Below are 17,994 nucleotides of genomic sequence, written 5' to 3' on the forward strand. Positions count from 1 at the left end.
GGCCCCGCGTCCGGCGTCAGGAGTCGCGTCGAACAGCCTCGATGCGACGGCGCCGGAGCACCATGCCGGCCCAGCCGACGCTGATCGCGGCGGCGCCGGCCAGCAGCAGCGGGCCGGTGGCCGACGTGCCGACGGCCGCGGTGGCGGTCGGGATCACGGCGCCGGCCGGGGAGTTGGGGTCGCCGCCGTGGCCGTGGTGGGCGACCGTGGACTTGGGCGCGTCGGCCGCGATCTGCGCGTCGCTGGGCGCGGCCGGGGCCTGCGCGGCGAGCGCCGGAACCGCCGGGGCACCGGCCGCGGTGGCCGCGCCGAAGTCGACGTCGGAGCAGCTGTAGAACGCCTCCGGGCTGTCGCTGCGCTGCCAGACCGTGTACAGCAGCTGGCGGCCGGTGCGCTGCGGCAGGGTGCCGGCGTAGGTGTAGAAGCCGTTGGTGGCGGTGCGGTCGACCTGCACCTGGGCGACCGGCGTCGGGTCGAGGTCCGACCACTTCAGCGGCTTGGTGGCGTCGTAGCCCGGCTTGGTGATGTAGACGGTCTGGGTGCCCACGTGCGGCGCGGTGGTGCGGAACTGGAAGGTGAAGGCGCCCGCCTTGACCGCGGTGGCCGGCCAGTCGGTGCGCGGCCAGTCCAGGGCCTGGTACTTGTCGCGGTTGGCCGAGCAGAGCTTGCCGTCCGGGATCAGCGCCTGGTGGTTGCCGGCCGCGTTGGCGATGTTCACCTCGTTCCAGTCGTACAGCGGCTGGGTGCCGCTCGCGGCGACGAGGTCCTTGCAGACCTGGGACACCGGGTGCTCGGGGCCCTCGGCGTAGCAGGCGGCGACCCGGCTGACCGGGTTGGTCATGGTGCCGTGGGCGCTGGCGGTGCCTGCGGTGGAAACGGCCACCGCGAGGGCCGCGGCGCCGACCGCGCCGACGGACAGGGCACTTCGCTTGATGGACATGGGGTGGGGACTCCTTGACCGTCGTTCCGGGCGGGTGTGGGGGGAGCGGACACGCCTGCCCGTTCGGGGGCCGCCGGCCCGGACCGCGGACCCCTGGCCAGAGCGTATGATTGGTCTGGACCAGCTGGCAATAGTCGCGCGTGCCACGCTTTCTGACGGACTGTAGGCCCCCGAACAGGGCAAAGGCCCGACGGAGCGGCCGGGTTAGGCGTTCCATCGGGCCCGCTTAAGGCTCCGGAAAGGTCGTCGGACGGCCGTTCGGACGGTCAGGCCGCCGCCGGCCGCCGACCGGTCACAGGAACGCCTTCCCCTCGCCCCGGTACGTCGGGACGGTCCGGACGATCCGATCGCCCTCGATCAGGTGCAGTTCGGCGAAGCGCTCGCACAGTTCGCCCGCCTTGGCGTGCCGGAACCAGACCCGGTCGCCGATCAGCAGGTCGTCCGCGGCCGCGCCGAGCAGCGGGGTCTGCACCTCCCCGGCGCCCTCCATCGGGTCGTAGCGCAGCCCCTGCGGCAGGTACGGCACCGGCGAGCGGTCCGGGCCGGCCGCGCCGGAGGCGGGGTAGCCGCCGCCGAGCACCGTCACCACGCCGACGCCGGGGCGGCGCACCACCGGCTGGCCGAACAGCGCGGCCGGACGGCCGTGGAACGAGCGGTAGTTGTCGAACAGCCGGGGCAGGTAGAGCCCGGAGCCGGCCGCGACCTCGGTGACCGCGCGCTCGGCCACGGTGGACTCCACGCTGCCGGTGCCGCCGCCGTTGACGAACTCCAGCTCGGCCACCCGCCGCAGCCGCCGGACCGCGGCCGCCCGCCGCTCGGCCAGTTCGGTCCTGGCCCTGGCCTGCATCAGCCGGATCAGCTGCGAGCGCAGCGGCCGGCCGGGCACCTGGTCGCCCACCCCGGCGACGTGCCCCTCGTAGGCCATCAGGCCGACCACCCGGAAGCCCCGGCGGTGCTGGACGAGTTCGGCGAAGGCGCCGAGGTCCTCGGGGGTGCGCAGCGGGGAGCGCCGGGCGCCCACCCGGACCCGCCCGCCGAGCAGGTGCAGCGCGGTGTCCAGCTCCAGGCAGACCCGCACCTCGGCGTCGCCGCCGCGGGCCTTGTCGATCAGGTCCAGCTGGGCGGGGTCGTCGAGGACGACGGTGACCTCGCGGGCGAGCGCCGGATCGGCGGTCAGCTCGGTGTACCCGGCCCGGTCGGCGGAGGGGTAGGCGAGCAGGACGTCGCGCACGCCGGTGCGGGCCAGCCAGAGCGACTCGTCGAGGGTGTAGCTCATCACCCCGGCGAAGCCGTCCACGGCCAGCGCGCGTTCCAGCAGCGCCCGGCAGCGCACCGACTTGCTGGCCACCCGGATCGGCTTGCCGGCGGCCCGGCGCACCAGGTCGGCGGCGTTGGCGTCGAAGGCGGCGAGGTCGACGACGGCCACCGGACCGTCCAGGTGCGCGGTGGCCCGGTCGTACCGGAGGCGGTCGGAGACCGGAGCGGGAGCGGTCGCGGGTGCGTCGAGGATCACCATGGGCGCAGGGTGCCACACCGCACTACCGGTGGGTAGGCCCCGCGTGCGGGGAAATGGGGCGGCTCGCGCGCGGTGGCATAGGGTCGGGCGGGTGGACCGCAAAGACTTCTCCAACCCGGCGTTCGTCGGCAAGGGCATCCCGAACCCCGGCTTCTCCGACGACGACGGCACCGCAGACCCGGCGCTCGCCGAGGCCCTCGCCCGCTGGTCGCAGGACCGCGCGGCCGAGCCGGAGGTGCTGGCGGCGCTGGCCCCCACCCGGCTGATGGTCCCGATCGTCGCGATCCTCGGCGAGGTCGAGGTGGACGAGCACGGGCATAAGCACGAGAAGACCAGCGACATGGCCGTCCCGGTGCTGGAGGCCCCGGACGGGCGCCGCGCGCTGCCGGCCTTCACCTCGCTCGACTCGCTCGCCCGTTGGCGTGCCGACGCCCGCCCGGCGCCGACGGCGGCCCCGCAGGCCGCGATGGTGGCCTTCTCCGAGCGCGCCGACACCCTGCTGGTCGACCCGGCCGGGCCGGTGCCCTTCCAGCTGAGCGGCGCCCGGCTGCGGGCGCTCGCGGAGAACCGCCCGTTCCTGCCGCCGGTCCGGGACCCGGAGGTGCGCGAGGCGGTCCGCGGGCTGCTGGCGGCCGAGCCGCAGGTGCTCACCGGGCTGCTGGCGGCCTCGGAGGGCTCGGACGGGGTGCTCGCGGTGGTGTTCGACCCGGCGCTGGACCAGGACGGGCTGCAGGCTGCCGTGCAGCGGGTCGGGCGGGCGGTGGCCGCAGACCCGGTGCTGCGGGTGCGGCTGGACCGGGGGCTGGACCTCGCGGTGCTGCCGGCGAGCGCGGAGCTGCCGGGGGAACCGCTCTACAGGCGGTAGGGAGCGGTGGGGAGCCGTAGGAAGTGCGTCGGGGGCGGTGCGTCGCGTGACGCACCGCCCCCGGGTCGCGTCCGGGTCAGGAGTAGACCGGCCCGGTGAACTTCTCGCCCGGGCCCGTGCCCGGCGCGTCCGGGACGATGGAGGCCTCGCGGAAGGCCAGCTGCAGCGAGCGCAGGCCGTCCCGCAGGGGCGCCGCGTGGAAGTTGCTGATCTCCGGGGCGCCGGCGGTGACCAGTCCGGCCAGCGCGGTGATCAGCTTGCGGGCCTCGTCGAGGTCCTTGTCCTTGTCCCCGCCCTCGGCCAGGCCGCACTTGACCGCGGCGGCGCTCATCAGGTGCACCGCGACGGTGGTGATCACCTCGACGGCCGGGACCTCGGCGATGTCCCGGGTGAGGTCGTCGAAGCCGATCGCGTCGTCGTCCGCGCCGGGGGTCTTGGTGGGCTCGCTGCTCAAGGGGGGCTCGTTCCGTCGTGCCGGTGTCCGTACCCCTGGAGCGTACAAGGGCCCTTCCGGAGGCGGACAAAGGTGGTGAGGTGGGGCGGAATAGCGTTCGACTCCGCAGCGCTGTATGCTTCGAGACTGACCGGCCGGGATCCCGTATGGGCACCTGGCCAGCAAGAGGAGGCTCCACCCAGGAGGCCCGAGAGGGCAACCGCGAAAGTCTCCCACCTGGTCGACCTCAGGGTCGACGGGTCCCGGTCCGCGACGGGCGCCACGGCGCCGAGTCGCAGCAGCGCTCCTCACCAGGGTGTTGCCCCCGGATTGTGTGGAGCCCCGCTTGTACCGAGCGGGGCTTTTTTCGTGTCGCGGTGCACACGGTGCCGAACAGGTGCCGGGCAGCGCAGCACGAATGAAGCCCCGCCCAGTGGTCGAGTCCACTACGTGCGTCCGCCGTCCGACGGCCGCATCGCAGAAGGTGCAACCGAGGAGGCCCCATCAGCACCGAGCCCCGCATCAACGACCGGATTCGCGTCCCGGAGGTGCGACTCGTCGGTCCCAGCGGCGAGCAGGTCGGCATCGTGCCGCTTGCCAAGGCGCTGGAGCTCGCGCAGGAGTACGACCTCGACCTGGTCGAGGTCGCGGCGACCGCCCGGCCGCCGGTGTGCAAGCTCATGGACTACGGCAAGTTCAAGTACGAGTCGGCCATGAAGGCCCGTGAGGCGCGCAAGAACCAGGCGCACACGGTCATCAAGGAGATGAAGCTCCGGCCGAAGATCGACCCGCACGACTATGACACCAAGAAGGGTCACGTCGTCCGGTTCCTCAAGCAGGGCGACAAGGTCAAGATCACGATCATGTTCCGTGGTCGTGAGCAGTCCCGCCCCGAGCTGGGCTTCCGCCTGCTGCAGCGGCTCGCCGACGACGTCCAGGACCTGGGCTTCATCGAGTCGTCGCCGAAGCAGGACGGCCGAAACATGATCATGGTTCTTGGCCCGCACAAGAAGAAGACCGAGGCGATGGCCGAGGCCCGCGCCCTCGCCGACGCCCGCAAGGCCGAGCGTCAGGGCCGTACCCCCGGCTCCGACGCCGCCGCGGACGACGACCTGGTGGACGACGACCTGCTGGTCGACGACGAGGTCGCCGACGATGAGGCGACCGAGGCACAGGACGCCCCGGCCGAGGCACCGGCCGTCGAGGCCGACGCTCCGGTCGAGCAGCCGGCCGCCTCCCAGGGCGCCTGAGCCTTCACCGGCCAGGGCGGCCCGGGAGACCGGCCCCAAGGTGACGGGGCGCCCCGCCCGGTCACACAGATCCATCCAGTTCACGCCCGCGTGGCGCAGGCCGCGCGGGCGCGGACGGGACCGACGAGGAGATACGGCGAAATGCCGAAGCAGAAGACGCACAGTGGCGCCAGCAAGCGCTTCAAGATCAGTGGCTCTGGCAAGGTGCTCCGCGAGCGCGCCGGCCGCCGCCACCTCCTGGAGCACAAGCCCTCGACGCTGACCCGCAAGCTGGCCGGGACCGTCGAGCTGGCCCCCGCTGACGCCAAGAAGATCAAGAAGCTTCTCGGCAAGTGATCGCCCTCCCGCCCGGTGCGAGCCGTGAGCGGGTCAGCTGATCCTTCCCGACCCATTCGAATGACGGACCACGTGAAGTAGTCCGTGGTCCAACCCAAGGAGTAATCAAGTGGCACGCGTCAAGCGGGCAGTCAACGCCCACAAGAAGCGCCGGGTCATCCTGGAGCGCGCCAGCGGCTACCGTGGCCAGCGCTCGCGCCTGTACCGCAAGGCCAAGGAGCAGGTCACCCACTCGCTGGTCTACAACTTCAACGACCGCAAGAAGCGCAAGGGCGACTTCCGTCAGCTGTGGATCCAGCGCATCAACGCTGCGGCCCGTGCCAACGGCATCACCTACAACCGCTTCGTGCAGGGCCTGAAGGCCGCCAGCGTCGAGATCGACCGCAAGATGCTGGCCGACCTGGCCGTCAACGACCCGGGCGCGTTCGCGTCGCTGGTCGAGGTCGCCCAGAAGGCGCTGCCGGCCGACGTGAACGCCCCCAAGGCTGCCGCCGACGCCGCCTGATCTTCCGAGATCAGTCGAGCTCCGACCGGACCCGCAGGCTCCCTGCGGGTCCGGTTCTGCGTTTCCCCGGATCTTCAGCGCCGCCCGCCACAGAGAACGAGACCATGCCGAGCACCGACACCCCCCTGCTCACCTCCCTGCGCTCGCCGCGCGTCGTCGCCGCCCGCCGGCTCGCCAAGCGGAACCAGCGCACCAAGGAGCGCCGCTTCCTGGTCGAGGGCCCGCAGGCCGTCCGGGAGGCCGTTGCCTTCGGCCAGCTGCCGGGCTCGGCCGAGCACGCCGTGGTCGAGGTGTACGTGACCCCGGAGGCCGCCGAGCGGCACGCCGCCATCGTCGAGGCGACGCTGGCCGAGGGGCTGCCGGTGCTGACCGCCACCGACGAGGTGATCGCCGACATCTGCGACACGGTGACCCCGCAGGGCATCGTGGCGCTCTGCCGCTTCATCGACACCCCGTTCGCCGAGGTGCTCAAGGCTCGCCCCAAGCTCGTCGCGGTCCTCGCCCACGTCCGCGACCCCGGCAACGCCGGCACCGTGCTGCGCACCGCCGACGCGGCCGGCGCGGACGCCGTGGTGCTCACCGACGCCTCGGTGGACCTGTACAACCCGAAGGCCGTCCGGGCCTCCGTCGGCAGCCTGTTCCACCTGCCGGTGGCGGTCGGCGTACCGGTCGAGGAGGCCGTCGCGCAGCTGCGCGCGGCCGGGGTCCGGGTGCTCGCCGCGGACGGCGCGGGGGAGCGCGACCTGGACCAGGAGCTCGACGAGGGCACCCTGGGCGCGCCCGGCGCGTGGGTGTTCGGCAACGAGGCCTGGGGGCTTCCGGAGGAGACCCGCGCGCTGGCGGACGAGGTCGTGCGCGTCCCGATCCACGGGCACGCCGAGAGCCTCAACCTGGCCACCGCCGCGGCCGTCTGCCTGTACGCCTCGGCCCGGGCGCAGCGCTCGCCCGGCGGCTGCCGCTCGAACGCCTGACCCGCACGCTCCCGGCGCCACCGGCCGAGGGCCTACTACAGGGGGCTGCGAGGCGCTAGGGTCTGCCTCTGTGGGGGGAACGGCACGGTGGGTAATCGGGGAGGACACCCATGGTCGGCAGCGGGCCAGAGCTCGACCCGGACGACCTACCGGACGGCCTGGTGGTCGCCGATGCGCTGGGCCGGGTGGTCTGCTTCAACCGGGCCGCGGCCCGGCTCACCGGCCTGCCCCCGGAGGCCGCGCTCGGCAGCGGGCTGGAGGACGTCCTCCCGCTGGAGGACCTGGACGGCCGCCGCTGGTGGCAGCTGACCGACCCGTACGGCGGCCTGGCCACCCGCACCGGCCAGCCGGAGCGCAACCTGCTGCTGCCCGGCGGCCGCGAGGTGCTGGTCTCCGCCCGGTACGTCCGGGACGTGCCGCTGGGGCCGCCGCAGCGGGTGGTGATCGCGCTGCGCGGCACCGAGGCCCGGCGCCGCACCGAGCGCAGCCACGCCGAGCTGATCGCCACCGTCGCCCACGAGCTGCGCTCGCCGCTCACCAGCGTCAAGGGCTTCACGGCGACGCTGCTGGCCAAGTGGGAGCGCTTCACCGACGGGCAGAAGCGGCTGATGCTGGAGACGGTGGACGCCGACGCCGACCGGGTCACCCGGCTGATCGCCGAACTGCTGGACATCTCCCGGATCGACGCCGGCCGGCTGGAACTGCGCAAGCAGGTGGTCGACCTGGCCGCCGCGGTGCGCCGGCACGTCGAGCGCAAGGTCGCCACCGGCATCCCCGAGGAGCGCTTCGACGTCCGGATCAGCGAGCCGCTGACCGTCCTGTGGGCCGACCCGGACAAGGTCGACCAGGTGCTGGCCAACCTGCTGGAAAACGCGGTGCGCCACGGCGAGGGAACTGTCACGATCGAGGTGGCACCGGCCAAGGAGGTCGTCGAGGCGCCCCTCTGGGAGCGCTCGGGCACCCCTCCCCGCATCGTGGAAGGAACCGCGGTCACCGTGAGCGACGAAGGAAGCGGCATCCCCGAGGAGTCGATGCCGCGCGTCTTCACCCGCTTCTGGCGCGGTTCCAAGCGCGGCGGCACCGGCCTGGGCCTGTACATCGTCAAGGGCATCGTGGAGGCCCACGGCGGCTCGATCCGGGTCGACCGGGCGCCCTGCGGCGGCGCCCGGTTCCGATTTATCCTGCCCGCCAGCGTTCCGGACTTCATGCTCTGAAGGAGCATGAACGACAAGCAGAGCATGCTCTGAAGGAGCATGAACGACAAGCAGAGCATGCTCTGAAGGAGCATGACGACGAGCGGGGCATGCTCTGAAGGAGCATGAACGCATGCTCCGCGGTCCCGCTGGACGGGCTTCCAGGCAGCCGCGCTACGCGCTGCGACTACACTCGACCTTTGGCGTTGTGGGACGCCCTGTGCGGCTGAGCCGCGGACACCCCTCTTCCCCGTCGTACGGAGAACGGCTGCCCGTGCCCCGGCCACGCCGGGCGTACCGCAGGGGAGAGCCACCCTTACCTGAGCACGGACGAGCAGGAGCACGGGAAGATAGAGATGTCGGCACCCAACAAGTCGTACGACCCGGTCGAGGTCGAGGCCCTCAAGCCCGAGGTGGTGGAGCAGGCGCGGGACGAGGCCGTCGCCGCCTTCGCCGCCGCCAGCACGCTCGACGAGCTGAAGGAGGCCAAGGTCGCCCACACCGGCGACCGTTCCGCGCTCTCCCTCGCCAACCGCGAGATCGGCGCCCTGCCCCCGCACGCCAAGGCCGCCGCCGGCAAGCTGATCGGCCAGGCCCGCGGCGCCGTCAACAAGGCCCTCGCCAAGCGGCAGGCCGAGCTGGAGGCGGAGCGCGACGCCCGCGTGCTGGTCGAGGAGGCGGTGGACGTCACGCTGCCGTACGACCGTGCCCCGCGCGGCGCCCGGCACCCGCTGACCACCCTGGCCGAGCGCATCGAGGACACCTTCGTCGCGATGGGCTACCAGGTCGCCGAGGGCCCCGAGGCCGAGGCCGAGTGGCTGAACTTCGACGCCCTCAACCTGGGCCCGGACCACCCGGCCCGCTCGATGCAGGACACCTTCTTCGTACAGGCCCCGGACGGCTCCGCCGACTCCGGCGTGGTGATGCGCACCCAGACCTCCCCGGTCCAGGCCCGCACCCTGCTCGACCGCGAGCCCCCGGTCTACGTGGTCTGCCCCGGCCGCGTCTACCGCACCGACGAGCTGGACGCCACGCACACCCCGGTGTTCCGCCAGGTCGAGGGCCTCGCGGTGGACGAGGGCATCACCTTCGCCGACCTCAAGGGCACCATCGAGGTGCTGGTCGAGAAGCTGATCGGCGGCGGCCTGGAGCTGCGCTGGCGCCCCTCGTACTTCCCGTTCACCGAGCCGAGCGCCGAGATCGACCTGCAGTGCTTCGTGTGCCGCGGCGAGAGCGTCGGCAACCCGGACCGCCCCTGCCGGACCTGCTCCTCCGAGGGCTGGATCGAGCTCGGCGGCTGCGGCGTGGTCAACCCGCGCGTGCTGGTCGCCTGCGGCGTCGACCCCAACCGCTACAGCGGGTTCGCCTTCGGCCTGGGCCTGGAGCGGATCCTGATGAATCGTCACAACGTCGCCGACATGCGCGACATGGTCGAGGGTGACGTGCGCTTCACCCTCCCGTTCGGGATGGAGATCTGATGCGCGTCCCGCTTTCCTGGCTGCGTGAGTACGTCGACCTGCCGGCCGGCGAGACCGGCCGTGACGTGGCGGAGCGCCTGGTCCGGGCCGGCCTGGAGGTCGAGACCGTCGAGCAGCTCGGCGGCGACCTCAAGGGCCCGCTGGTCGTCGGCGAGGTGCTCTCCATCGAGCAGCTGACCGGCTTCAAGAAGCCGATCCGGCACTGCCTCGTCAACGTCGGCGACGCCAACGGCACCGGCGAGCCGCAGGAGATCGTCTGCGGCGCCACCAACTTCGCCGTCGGCGACAAGGTCGTCGTGGTGCTCCCGGGCGCCGTGCTGCCCGGCCCCTTCCCGATCGCGGCCCGCCAGACCTACGGCCGCACCTCGGCCGGCATGATCTGCTCGGCCCGCGAGCTCGGCATGGGCGACGACCACGACGGCATCATCGTGCTCCCGCCGGAGTTCGAGCCCGGCACCGACGCGATCGAGCTGCTCCAGCTGGTCGACGAGGTGCTGGACATCGCCGTCACCCCGGACCGCGGCTACTGCCTGTCGCTGCGCGGCGTCGCCCGCGAGGCCGCCGCCGCGTACGGGCTGCCGCTGGCCGACCCGGCGCTGCTCGACGTGCCGCCGGCCAACTCCTTCGGCTACCTGGTCAAGGTCAACGACCCGGCCGGGTGCGACCGTTTCGTGGCCCGCACGGTCGTCGGCATCGACCCGACCGCCAAGTCCCCGATCTGGCTGCAGCGCCGCCTCCAGAAGGCCGGCATCCGCCCGATCTCGCTGACCGTCGACATCACCAACTACGTGATGCTGGAGGTCGGCCAGCCGCTGCACGCCTACGACAAGCAGCGCGTGAGCGGCCCGATCACGGTCCGCCGGGCGGAGCAGGGCGAGAGCCTCACCACCCTCGACGGCGTGCAGCGCAAGCTCTCCGCCGAGGACCTGCTGATCTGCGACAACAGCGGCCCGATCGGCCTGGCCGGCGTCATGGGCGGTGCCTCCACCGAGATCCTCGACCCGGCCGCCGGCCCGGGCACCACCGAGGTGATCATCGAGGCGGCGCACTTCGAGCCGGTCGCCGTCGCCCGCGCCGCCAAGCGGCACAAGCTGCCCTCCGAGGCGTCCAAGCGCTTCGAGCGCGGCGTCGACCCGGAGGCCGCCCGCGCCGCCGCCCAGCGCGCCGTCGACCTGCTGGTCCTGATCGCCGGCGGCACCGCCGAGGCCGGGGTCACCGACATCGCCGCCCCGCACCCGGTGCGCACCATCACCATCTCCGCCGACCTGCCCGACCGGGTCGCCGGCACCGCGTACGGCCGCGAGACCGTGACCCGGCGCCTGCAGGAGATCGGCTGCTCGGTCGCCGGCGCCGACGTCCTGGAGGTCACCCCGCCGACCTGGCGCCCCGACCTCACCGACCCGTACGACCTCGCGGAGGAGGTCATCCGGCTGGAGGGCTACGACAACGTCCCCGCCCGGATGCCCAACGTGCCCCCGGGCAAGGGCCTGACCGAGGCCCAGCGCGTCCACCGCCGGATCGGCGTCGCGCTGGCCGGGGCCGGTTACGTCGAGGTCAACAACTACCCGTTCCTCGGCGAGAGCGCCTTCGAGGCGCTCGGCCTGGAGCCGGACGACCGGCGCCGGCGCACCGTCAAGCTGGTCAACCCGCTCAACGACGAGGAGCCGGCGCTGCGCACCACGCTGCTGCCGGGCCTGCTCGGCTCGCTGCGCCGCAACGTCGGCCGCGGCAACACCGACCTGGCGATCTACGAGACCGGCACCGTCTTCCTGCCCAAGGACGAGCTGTCCGTGGCCCCGCGTCCGGCCGTCGACCGCCGGCCCAGCGCCGAGGAGCTGGCCGCGCTGGACGCCGCGCTGCCGGACCAGCCGCGCCGGGTCGCCGTCGCCCTCGCGGGTGAGCGGCTGCCGTCCGGCTGGTGGGGCCAGGGCGCCGTGGCGTCCTGGGCGGACGCCGTCGAGGCGGCCCGTACGGTGGCCCGCGCGGCCGGCGTCGAGCTGACCGTCCGGCAGGGGCAGCGGGCGCCGTGGCACCCGGGCCGCTGCGCCGAGCTGGTCGTCACCGGCACCGACCGGGTGGTCGGCCACGCCGGTGAGCTGCACCCGCGCGTCGTCAAGGCGCTCGGCCTGCCGGCCCGCACCAGCGCGATGGAGATCGACGTCGACCTGCTCACCGCGGACGGCGCCGAGAAGGTCAACGGCCCTGCGGTCTCCGGCTTCCCGGTGGCCACCCAGGACGTCGCGCTGATCGTCGACGCCGCCGTTCCGGCCGCCGACGTGGAGGCCGCGCTGCGCTCCGGCGCGGGCGAACTGCTGGAGGCCATCCGGCTGTTCGACGTCTTCACCGGCGAGCAGGTCGGCGAGGGCCGCAAGTCGCTGGCGTACGCGCTGCGCTTCCGCGCCGCGGACCGCACGCTGACCGCCGACGAGGCGACCGCCGCCCGCGAGGCGGCCGTCGCCGAGGCCGTCGCCCGCACCGGCGCGGTGCTGCGCGGCGCCTGATCCCGTCAGGCCCCAGGGCCCCGTCCGGACCTCGGTCCGGACGGGGCCCTTCGCGTTGCCCGGGGCCCGCCCCCTGGGCCTGTGGTCTGACCTGCGTCTTTGAAGAGCCTTGAAGAGACTTTGTCAAAACCCTTGCGGGGACAGGGAAGGAGGGCCTTAATTCTCGTTAGGAAAGTTTCCTAACCCCCCGAGGAAACGGAGCATCGTATGCGTCCCCAGCACCACCATGCCCTCCGCATCGCCCTCGCCGCCGCCCTGGTGGCCGCCCCCCTCACGGTCGCGGCCGCCGGCGCCGCCACCGCCGCGCCGCCGTCCGCGACGTCCGTCCAGCTCAAGGGAGTCGGGCTGGACGACCCGCACAAGAAGGACATCGCGATGCAGCTGGTGTCCAGCGCGGAGAACTCCTCGCTGGACTGGAAGGCCCAGTACAAGTACATCGAGGACATCGGCGACGGGCGCGGCTACACCGGCGGCATCATCGGCTTCTGCTCCGGCACCGGCGACATGCTGGACCTCGTCCAGCACTACACCGACCTCAAGCCGGGCAACGTCCTCGCCAAGTACCTGCCGGCCCTGAAGAAGGTCAACGGCAGCGCCTCGCACGCCGGCCTCGGCACCCCCTTCGTCAACGACTGGGCCGCCGCCGCCAAGGACACGGTCTTCCAGCAGGCCCAGAACGACGAGCGCGACCGGGTGTACTTCAACCCCGCCGTCAACCAGGCCAAGTCCGACGGCCTGCGCGCGCTCGGCCAGTTCGCCTACTACGACGCCATCGTCATGCACGGCCCCGGCAACAGCTCGGACAGCTTCGGCGGCATCCGCGCCGCCGCCCTGAAGAAGGCCAAGACCCCCGCCCAGGGTGGCGACGAGGCCACCTACCTCAAGGCCTTCCTGGACGCCCGCAAGGTGGTCATGAAGAAGGAGCAGGCCCACTCCGACACCAGCCGGGTCGACACCGAGCAGTCGGTCTTCCTCAACGCGAAGAACTTCGACCTCAACCCGCCGCTCAAGTGGAAGGTCTACGGCGACAGTTACGCCATCAACAGCTGACGGAACGCCAAGCGGGGCCCGGGAGCGGCACATCGCTCCCGGGCCCCGCCGCCGTCCACCGGCCGGTGCTCAGGCGCTCGCGGTGTAGTCGTAGAAGCCGCGGCCGGACTTGCGGCCCAGCAGGCCCGCGTCGACCATCCGGGAGAGCAGCGGGGGAGCCGCGTACAGCGGCTCCTTGTACTCGTCGTACATCGACTCGGCGATCGAGACGATGGTGTCCAGGCCGATCAGGTCGCACAGCCGCAGCGGGCCCATCGGGTGGGCGCAGCCGGCCTCCATGCCCTTGTCGATGTCGGAGGCGGTGGCCACACCCGACTCGAACATCCGCACCGCGGACAGCAGGTAGGGCACCAGCAGCGCGTTGACCACGAAGCCGGCCCGGTCGCGGGCGCGGATCGGCTCCTTGCCGAGCTCCTGGGAGGCGAAGGCCTCGACCCGCTCCGTGGTCACCGCCGAGGTGGTCAGCGTCGGGATGACCTCGACCAGCTTCTGCACCGGCGCCGGGTTGAAGAAGTGCAGGCCGATCACCTGCTCGGGGCGGGAGGTGGCGGCGGCCAGCTTCACGATCGGGATCGACGAGGTGTTGGAGGCGAGGATCGCGTCCCGGCGCTCGACCACCTGGTCCAGGGTCTGGAAGATCTTGACCTTGATGTCCTCGCGCTCGGCGACCGCCTCGACCACCAGGTCGCGGTCGGCGAAGTCGGACAGGTCCACGGTGAAGGTCAGCCGGGCCAGCGCCTCGTCCCGCAGCTCCGGGCTCAGCTTGCCGCGCTTGACCGCCGTGTCCAGGGAGTTGGTCAGCCGGGTGCGGCCGAACTCCAGCGCCTCGCCGCTGGCCTCCGCCACCAGGACGTCCAGCCCGGCCCGGGCGAAGACCTCCGCGATGCCCGACCCCATCAGGCCGCAGCCGATCACTCCGACGCGCGCGATGTCACTCACTCAGTTGCCCTTCGGTGGTGCTGGGGATCGCCCAGCGAACTGGTGGCCCAGCGAGCTGCTGGTCAACGGGCCGGTGTGCCGGAATGGGTGCACCGGTCACCGTCCCGACGACGTTACTACTCCGTACCGGCCAGTAGGTCACCCCCTCCCCGGCCGGGTGCCAGTGCGAGACGTCGTCCGAACGGGTGAGGCCGGGCCCGCCGCCCGTGCGCCCGGGGCCACCCCCGCCCGGCGGCCGGAAGAATGCCGCAGACGGGGGCCGGGGACGGGAAGGGAGCACACGGTGCCGACGGGATCGCTCGCAGGACAGGTCGGCCTGATCACCGGCGCGGGCCGGGGAATCGGCCGGGAGATCGCCATCGGCCTGGCCGCCGAGGGCATGGCCGTCGGCCTGGTCGGCCGCACCCACGGGACGCTGACCGACACCCTCAAGGAGTGCGCCCGGCACGGCTCCCGCGGCGTCGCCGTCACCGCCGACGTCACCCGTGCCGGCGCCGTCCGCGAGGCCGTCCGGGTCGTCGAACGCGACCTCGGCCCGATCGACCTGCTGATCAACAACGCCGGCCTGGTCGACCGCGCGGAGGTGCCGCTCTGGGAGACCGACGCGAACCAGTGGTGGCAGGTGATCGAGACCAACCTGCGCGGCCCCTACAACCTGCTGCGCTGCGTCCTGCCCGGCATGGTGTCCCGGGAGCGCGGCCGGGTGGTCAACCTCAACTCCGGCTTCGCCCTGCGCCCGGACGGCGACTACACCGCGTACGCCACCTCCAAGGGGGCGCTGCTCCAGCTCTCCGACAACATGGCGGACTCGCTGGCCCGCCACGGCATCGTCATCCTCGACATCAGCCCCGGCGCGGTCGAAACCGACATGACCGCCGCGATGCCGATGTTCAAGGACACGACGACCTGGGGCTCCATCCCGTACATGGTCGCGGTCACCGTGGACGCCGCCCGGGGCCGCTTCGACGGCCTGCACGGCCGGTTCATCCACGCCGGGCGGGACGACCTGGAGGAGCTGGTCAACCGGGCCGCGGAGATCCGCGCGGCGGACGCCCGGACGCTGCGGATGCGCCCGTACAAGGCGGACGACCCGATGGGCTGAACGGGCCCCCGGCCGGCGTGCCCCCTCGGCCGGCGTGCCCGTCGGACGGCCTGCCGCGAAGAGCGGTCAGACGCACAGCTGACTGGCGGTCACCGGCTTCAGGCCCGCCTTGGCGAGACCGTCCAGGATGCCCGGCAGCGCGTCCACCGTGCACTGGTGGCCCATGTGCAGGGCGACCACCGAACCGCCGCGCACCGACTTCAGCACCCGGCGCTGCAACTCGGCGGCCGACGGGTCGTTGTAGTCGCGCGGGTCGACGTCGAAGGACAGCACGTGCTCGTAGCCGACCGCCTTCGCCTGCTCGCGCACCGTCCGGGTGGCGTACTGCGCGGCGGACGGGCGGAACCAGCGGCCGATCGAGCCGGTGAGCCGCTGCAGCCGTTCGGCGCACTGGGCGATCTCGTCGTGCACCTGGGCGGCCGTCATCGTCGAGAGGTCGAGGTGGTTCTGGGTGTGGTTGCCCAGTTCGTGGCCGGCGTCCAGGATCCGGCGGGCCATCTGCGGCTGCTGGTCGAGCCAGCTGCCGACCGCCATCACGGTCAGCTTGATGCCGCGCTGCTCGGCGGCCTCCAGCAGCGCGGTGGCCTGCTTCGGATCGCCGCTGCCGTGGCAGGTCAGCGCCACGAACTTGCTGGTGCGCGGCCCGTTCACCACCTCGACCGGGGTGCCGGCGGCGAGCGGCGGCAGCACCGGCGGCGTCGGAGGCGTCGGCGGGGGCGTCGGCGGCGTCGCGGCCCCGGCGGCCGGCTCCGCGCCGGTGGCCGGGTCGGTACCGGCGGTCGGGTCGGCCCCGATGGGCTGCGGCTCCGGCGGGGCGGACGGCACGGGGGAGGCCGGGCCCTCGCCGCCGTTCCAGGCCGGGTCGGTGGTGTGCTGCGGGTCGAGGGTGCCCGGGTGTACGGCGAGCACCCCGGCGTCGGCCCGGCGCGGGGTGCCGGAGGCACACGCGCTGAGGAACCCGCTGGCGGCGGTCAGGGCGGCCAGCTGGACGGCGGTGCGCAGTACGGTGCGGCGGTCGGCAGTCATCGGCAGTCAGCATAGAGACGGTGGCCACCCACGGCGATCCGAGGAGCGTCCCGGTACCGCCATTGACGTGCACACACACCACCGTCCGGGCGTTGCGTAAACCTGAACTGCCGGTGTTTCACCGGCGTGTCGTCGGATACGATCACGGCGCACCGCACGCCACGGGAGGGTGGCCGGGCCGGACGCGGGGTCACCCCCGTGGTACCGGGCGGCCCCGCCGGCCGCCGAGGCGGTGCCATGTCCGGCAGTGAGCACGGCAGAGGGGGGCGGAACAGGATGCACGAGGACAGCGCGGCCGTCGGCGAGGCCACCGGCACCGACTGGGACTGGGCCAGAACGGACGACTGGCAGCCGCCGAGCGAGCTCGACACCGGCGTCCCGCACACCGCCCGGATGTACGACTACTACCTGGGCGGCAAGGACAACTTCGAGGCCGACCGCAAGGCCGCCCAGGCCGCCATAGCGGCCTACCCCGCGCTGCCGCTGCTGGCCCGCACCAACCGGCAGTTCCTCGGCGACGCGGTGGAGTTCGCCGCCGGCCGGGGCATCCGCCAGTTCGTCGACATCGGCACCGGCATCCCGGCCGTCGGCTCCACCAGCGAGGTCGCCCAGCGGGTCGCCCCGGACGCCCGGGTGGTGTACGTCGACAACGACCCGATCGTCGCCACCCACGCCCGCGCCCTGCTGGCCGGCCACCCCGCCGGACACACCTCGGTCATCGAGGCCGACCTGCGCGAGCCGGCCACCATCCTCGGCCACCCGGGCCTGCTCGCCGCCGTCGACCTGTCCCGGCCGGTCGCGCTGATGCTCGTCGCCGTGCTGCACTTCATCCGCGACGAGGACGGCGCCCAGCAGATCGTCCGCACCCTGCGCGACGCGCTCGCCCCCGGCAGCGCGCTGATCCTCTCCCACGGCAGCCCCGACTTCGCCTCCCGGGAGAGCGCCGCCGAAGGCACCCGCATCTACCGCAGCGCCAGCGCCCCCCTGGTGCTGCGCCCGCGCGCCGGCGTCGAACCCTTCTTCGGCGACTTCGAGTTCGCCGGCCCCGGCCTGGTCCAACTCCCGCTCTGGCGCCCCACCCCCGGCCACGTCCCCACCACCGAACTCCCCGAAGGCTGGCAGGACGTCTCCGCCTACGCGGGCGTCGCGTTCAAGCGGTAGCCCCGGATCGCGAGGCGGTCCGGCCCCGGCGCCTCCCTCCTGCGCCGGGACCGGCCTCGCACACCACGAACACTAGGCTCGGCCACTGACATCCCGTCACTCGCTCCGGTGCGCACCCTGGCGGGCGACGGACCGTCAGCGGCCCGCTCCGGTACGCACCGGGAGAAATTGGCACGACAGCGCGGGCGGGCCGGTGCTAGCTTCCGCGGCATGGAACCCCTGAGCGAGAACGAGATCCGCGCGTCCTTCGTCAACTGCTCCAAGGGCGAGGCCCGTCGGCTCAACCTCCCTCGGGGCCTGGCGGAACTGCCCTGGGAGAACCTGGACTTCCTCGGCTGGCGGGACCAGGGCGCGCCCGACCGGGCCTACCTGGTGGCCTCGTACGGCGGCGAGCCGGTCGGCGTGACGCTGCGGGTGCCGACGGTCCGCCGCAGCCTCACCAAGACCAACGTCTGCTCGCTGTGCATCACCGCGCACGCGGGCTCCGGCGTCGCGCTGCTCGCGGCCCGCCGGGCCGGGGCGGCCGGGCGGGAGGGCAACACCGTCGGCACGTACATCTGCGCCGACCTCGCCTGCTCGCTGTACGTGCGCGGGCTGAAGAAGTCCGCCCTGGTGACCAGGCCCGACGAGTCGCTGCCGCTGGAGCGGCAGATCGACCGGACGGTGGGGAACCTGGAGGCCTTCCTCGCCAAGGTGCTCGCCGACACCGCGCACTGAGCGGGACGCGC

17 protein-coding genes are annotated in these 17,994 nt (G+C 73.1%); 12 read left to right on the forward strand and 5 right to left on the reverse strand.

The genetic code is table 11. The features are described 5' to 3' along the window. Nucleotides 1-16: 16 nt before the first annotated feature. Both AB0O19_RS06395 and AB0O19_RS06400 read right to left on the reverse strand, forming a co-directional pair. The gene (locus tag AB0O19_RS06395) at nucleotides 17-940 is read right to left on the reverse strand and encodes a lytic polysaccharide monooxygenase (protein ID WP_363618177.1); all 924 of its coding nucleotides are present in this window, start codon (nucleotides 938-940) and stop codon (nucleotides 17-19) included. Between the two features lie 292 nt (nucleotides 941-1,232). Further along, nucleotides 1,233-2,456, reverse strand: coding sequence for an alanine racemase (locus AB0O19_RS06400; protein ID WP_363618179.1), 1,224 nt, complete (start codon nucleotides 2,454-2,456; stop codon nucleotides 1,233-1,235). Nucleotides 2,457-2,547: 91 nt separating this feature from the next. Here AB0O19_RS06400 and AB0O19_RS06405 point away from each other — a divergent pair, with 91 nt between their 5' ends. Further along, the gene (locus AB0O19_RS06405) at nucleotides 2,548-3,321 is read left to right on the forward strand and encodes an SseB family protein (RefSeq protein ID WP_363618181.1); all 774 of its coding nucleotides are present in this window, start codon (nucleotides 2,548-2,550) and stop codon (nucleotides 3,319-3,321) included. A 76-nt stretch (nucleotides 3,322-3,397) separates the two neighbouring features. Here AB0O19_RS06405 and AB0O19_RS06410 read toward each other — a convergent pair whose 3' ends face one another. Further along, a complete protein-coding gene (locus tag AB0O19_RS06410; RefSeq protein ID WP_350877933.1) occupies nucleotides 3,398-3,775 on the reverse strand; it encodes a DUF1844 domain-containing protein in 378 nt (125 codons plus the stop codon). A gap of 482 nt (nucleotides 3,776-4,257) precedes the next feature. Between AB0O19_RS06410 and infC the strand changes: the two genes are divergently transcribed. From infC to AB0O19_RS06450, 8 genes are all read left to right on the forward strand, one after another. Further along, nucleotides 4,258-5,004, forward strand: coding sequence for a translation initiation factor IF-3 (gene infC, locus AB0O19_RS06415; protein ID WP_363618492.1), 747 nt, complete (start codon nucleotides 4,258-4,260; stop codon nucleotides 5,002-5,004). A 141-nt stretch (nucleotides 5,005-5,145) separates the two neighbouring features. Then, entirely contained in the window at nucleotides 5,146-5,340 is a 195-nt protein-coding gene (gene rpmI / locus AB0O19_RS06420) for a 50S ribosomal protein L35 (RefSeq protein ID WP_030055648.1), read from the forward strand. Between the two features lie 109 nt (nucleotides 5,341-5,449). Next, nucleotides 5,450-5,845 carry a 50S ribosomal protein L20 gene (rplT, locus tag AB0O19_RS06425; RefSeq protein WP_030055649.1) on the forward strand — a complete coding sequence of 132 codons (396 nt, stop codon included), beginning with the start codon at nucleotides 5,450-5,452 and terminating at the stop codon, nucleotides 5,843-5,845. 104 nt (nucleotides 5,846-5,949) lie between these two features. Then, nucleotides 5,950-6,816, forward strand: a complete 867-nt coding sequence (locus tag AB0O19_RS06430; protein WP_350877932.1) for an RNA methyltransferase — start codon at nucleotides 5,950-5,952, stop codon at nucleotides 6,814-6,816. A gap of 110 nt (nucleotides 6,817-6,926) precedes the next feature. Then, nucleotides 6,927-8,030, forward strand: coding sequence for an ATP-binding protein (locus AB0O19_RS06435; RefSeq protein WP_363618183.1), 1,104 nt, complete (start codon nucleotides 6,927-6,929; stop codon nucleotides 8,028-8,030). 335 nt (nucleotides 8,031-8,365) lie between these two features. Beyond that, nucleotides 8,366-9,487 (forward strand): phenylalanine--tRNA ligase subunit alpha, encoded by a 1,122-nt coding sequence (pheS, locus tag AB0O19_RS06440; protein WP_363372880.1) that lies wholly within the window; start codon nucleotides 8,366-8,368, stop codon nucleotides 9,485-9,487. Then, nucleotides 9,487-11,988: a phenylalanine--tRNA ligase subunit beta gene (gene pheT, locus AB0O19_RS06445; protein ID WP_363583814.1), complete on the forward strand. Its 2,502-nt coding sequence runs from the start codon at nucleotides 9,487-9,489 to the stop codon at nucleotides 11,986-11,988. The genes pheS and pheT overlap by 1 nt, the downstream gene beginning before the upstream one ends. Before the next feature lie 207 nt (nucleotides 11,989-12,195). Next, a complete protein-coding gene (locus AB0O19_RS06450; RefSeq protein WP_363583812.1) occupies nucleotides 12,196-13,038 on the forward strand; it encodes a chitosanase in 843 nt (280 codons plus the stop codon). Nucleotides 13,039-13,107: 69 nt separating this feature from the next. On the opposite strand, the gene AB0O19_RS06455 is transcribed toward AB0O19_RS06450, so the two are convergent. Further along, a complete protein-coding gene (locus tag AB0O19_RS06455; protein ID WP_363583810.1) occupies nucleotides 13,108-13,977 on the reverse strand; it encodes a 3-hydroxybutyryl-CoA dehydrogenase in 870 nt (289 codons plus the stop codon). Nucleotides 13,978-14,260: 283 nt separating this feature from the next. On the opposite strand from AB0O19_RS06455, the gene AB0O19_RS06460 reads away from it, so the two are divergent. After that, nucleotides 14,261-15,079: an SDR family oxidoreductase gene (locus AB0O19_RS06460; RefSeq protein ID WP_350877926.1), complete on the forward strand. Its 819-nt coding sequence runs from the start codon at nucleotides 14,261-14,263 to the stop codon at nucleotides 15,077-15,079. 66 nt (nucleotides 15,080-15,145) lie between these two features. Here AB0O19_RS06460 and AB0O19_RS06465 read toward each other — a convergent pair whose 3' ends face one another. Further along, complete coding sequence (locus tag AB0O19_RS06465) at nucleotides 15,146-16,105, reverse strand: polysaccharide deacetylase family protein (protein WP_363618184.1); 960 nt, start codon at nucleotides 16,103-16,105, stop codon at nucleotides 15,146-15,148. A 276-nt stretch (nucleotides 16,106-16,381) separates the two neighbouring features. Here AB0O19_RS06465 and AB0O19_RS06470 point away from each other — a divergent pair, with 276 nt between their 5' ends. Together AB0O19_RS06470 and AB0O19_RS06475 are read left to right on the forward strand one after the other, a co-directional pair. Then, nucleotides 16,382-17,266: an SAM-dependent methyltransferase gene (locus tag AB0O19_RS06470; RefSeq protein ID WP_363618186.1), complete on the forward strand. Its 885-nt coding sequence runs from the start codon at nucleotides 16,382-16,384 to the stop codon at nucleotides 17,264-17,266. 210 nt (nucleotides 17,267-17,476) lie between these two features. After that, on the forward strand, nucleotides 17,477-17,983 hold the full coding sequence (locus tag AB0O19_RS06475) for an FBP domain-containing protein (RefSeq protein ID WP_363618188.1): 507 nt from the start codon (nucleotides 17,477-17,479) through the stop codon (nucleotides 17,981-17,983). Nucleotides 17,984-17,994: the final 11 nt, after the last annotated feature.

The sequence above is a fragment of the Kitasatospora sp. NPDC091276 genome (assembly GCF_040684355.1).
In the GTDB taxonomy this organism is placed as follows: Bacteria; Actinomycetota; Actinomycetes; order Streptomycetales; family Streptomycetaceae; genus Kitasatospora.

What these genes read in the sequence shown, in the direction of transcription:
- AB0O19_RS06450 (WP_363583812.1), top strand. Translation starts at nt 12,196, where the DNA reads ATGCGTCCCCAGCACCACCATGCCCTCCGCATCGCCCTCGCCGCCGCC.
- pheT (WP_363583814.1), top strand. Translation starts at nt 9,487, where the DNA reads ATGCGCGTCCCGCTTTCCTGGCTGCGTGAGTACGTCGACCTGCCGGCC.
- AB0O19_RS06475 (WP_363618188.1), top strand. Translation starts at nt 17,477, where the DNA reads ATGGAACCCCTGAGCGAGAACGAGATCCGCGCGTCCTTCGTCAACTGC.
- AB0O19_RS06430 (WP_350877932.1), top strand. Translation starts at nt 5,950, where the DNA reads ATGCCGAGCACCGACACCCCCCTGCTCACCTCCCTGCGCTCGCCGCGC.
- pheS (WP_363372880.1), top strand. Translation starts at nt 8,366, where the DNA reads ATGTCGGCACCCAACAAGTCGTACGACCCGGTCGAGGTCGAGGCCCTC.
- AB0O19_RS06470 (WP_363618186.1), top strand. Translation starts at nt 16,382, where the DNA reads ATGCACGAGGACAGCGCGGCCGTCGGCGAGGCCACCGGCACCGACTGG.
- rpmI (WP_030055648.1), top strand. Translation starts at nt 5,146, where the DNA reads ATGCCGAAGCAGAAGACGCACAGTGGCGCCAGCAAGCGCTTCAAGATC.
- AB0O19_RS06465 (WP_363618184.1), bottom strand. Translation starts at nt 16,105, where the DNA reads ATGACTGCCGACCGCCGCACCGTACTGCGCACCGCCGTCCAGCTGGCC.
- AB0O19_RS06400 (WP_363618179.1), bottom strand. Translation starts at nt 2,456, where the DNA reads ATGGTGATCCTCGACGCACCCGCGACCGCTCCCGCTCCGGTCTCCGAC.
- AB0O19_RS06435 (WP_363618183.1), top strand. Translation starts at nt 6,927, where the DNA reads ATGGTCGGCAGCGGGCCAGAGCTCGACCCGGACGACCTACCGGACGGC.
- AB0O19_RS06395 (WP_363618177.1), bottom strand. Translation starts at nt 940, where the DNA reads ATGTCCATCAAGCGAAGTGCCCTGTCCGTCGGCGCGGTCGGCGCCGCG.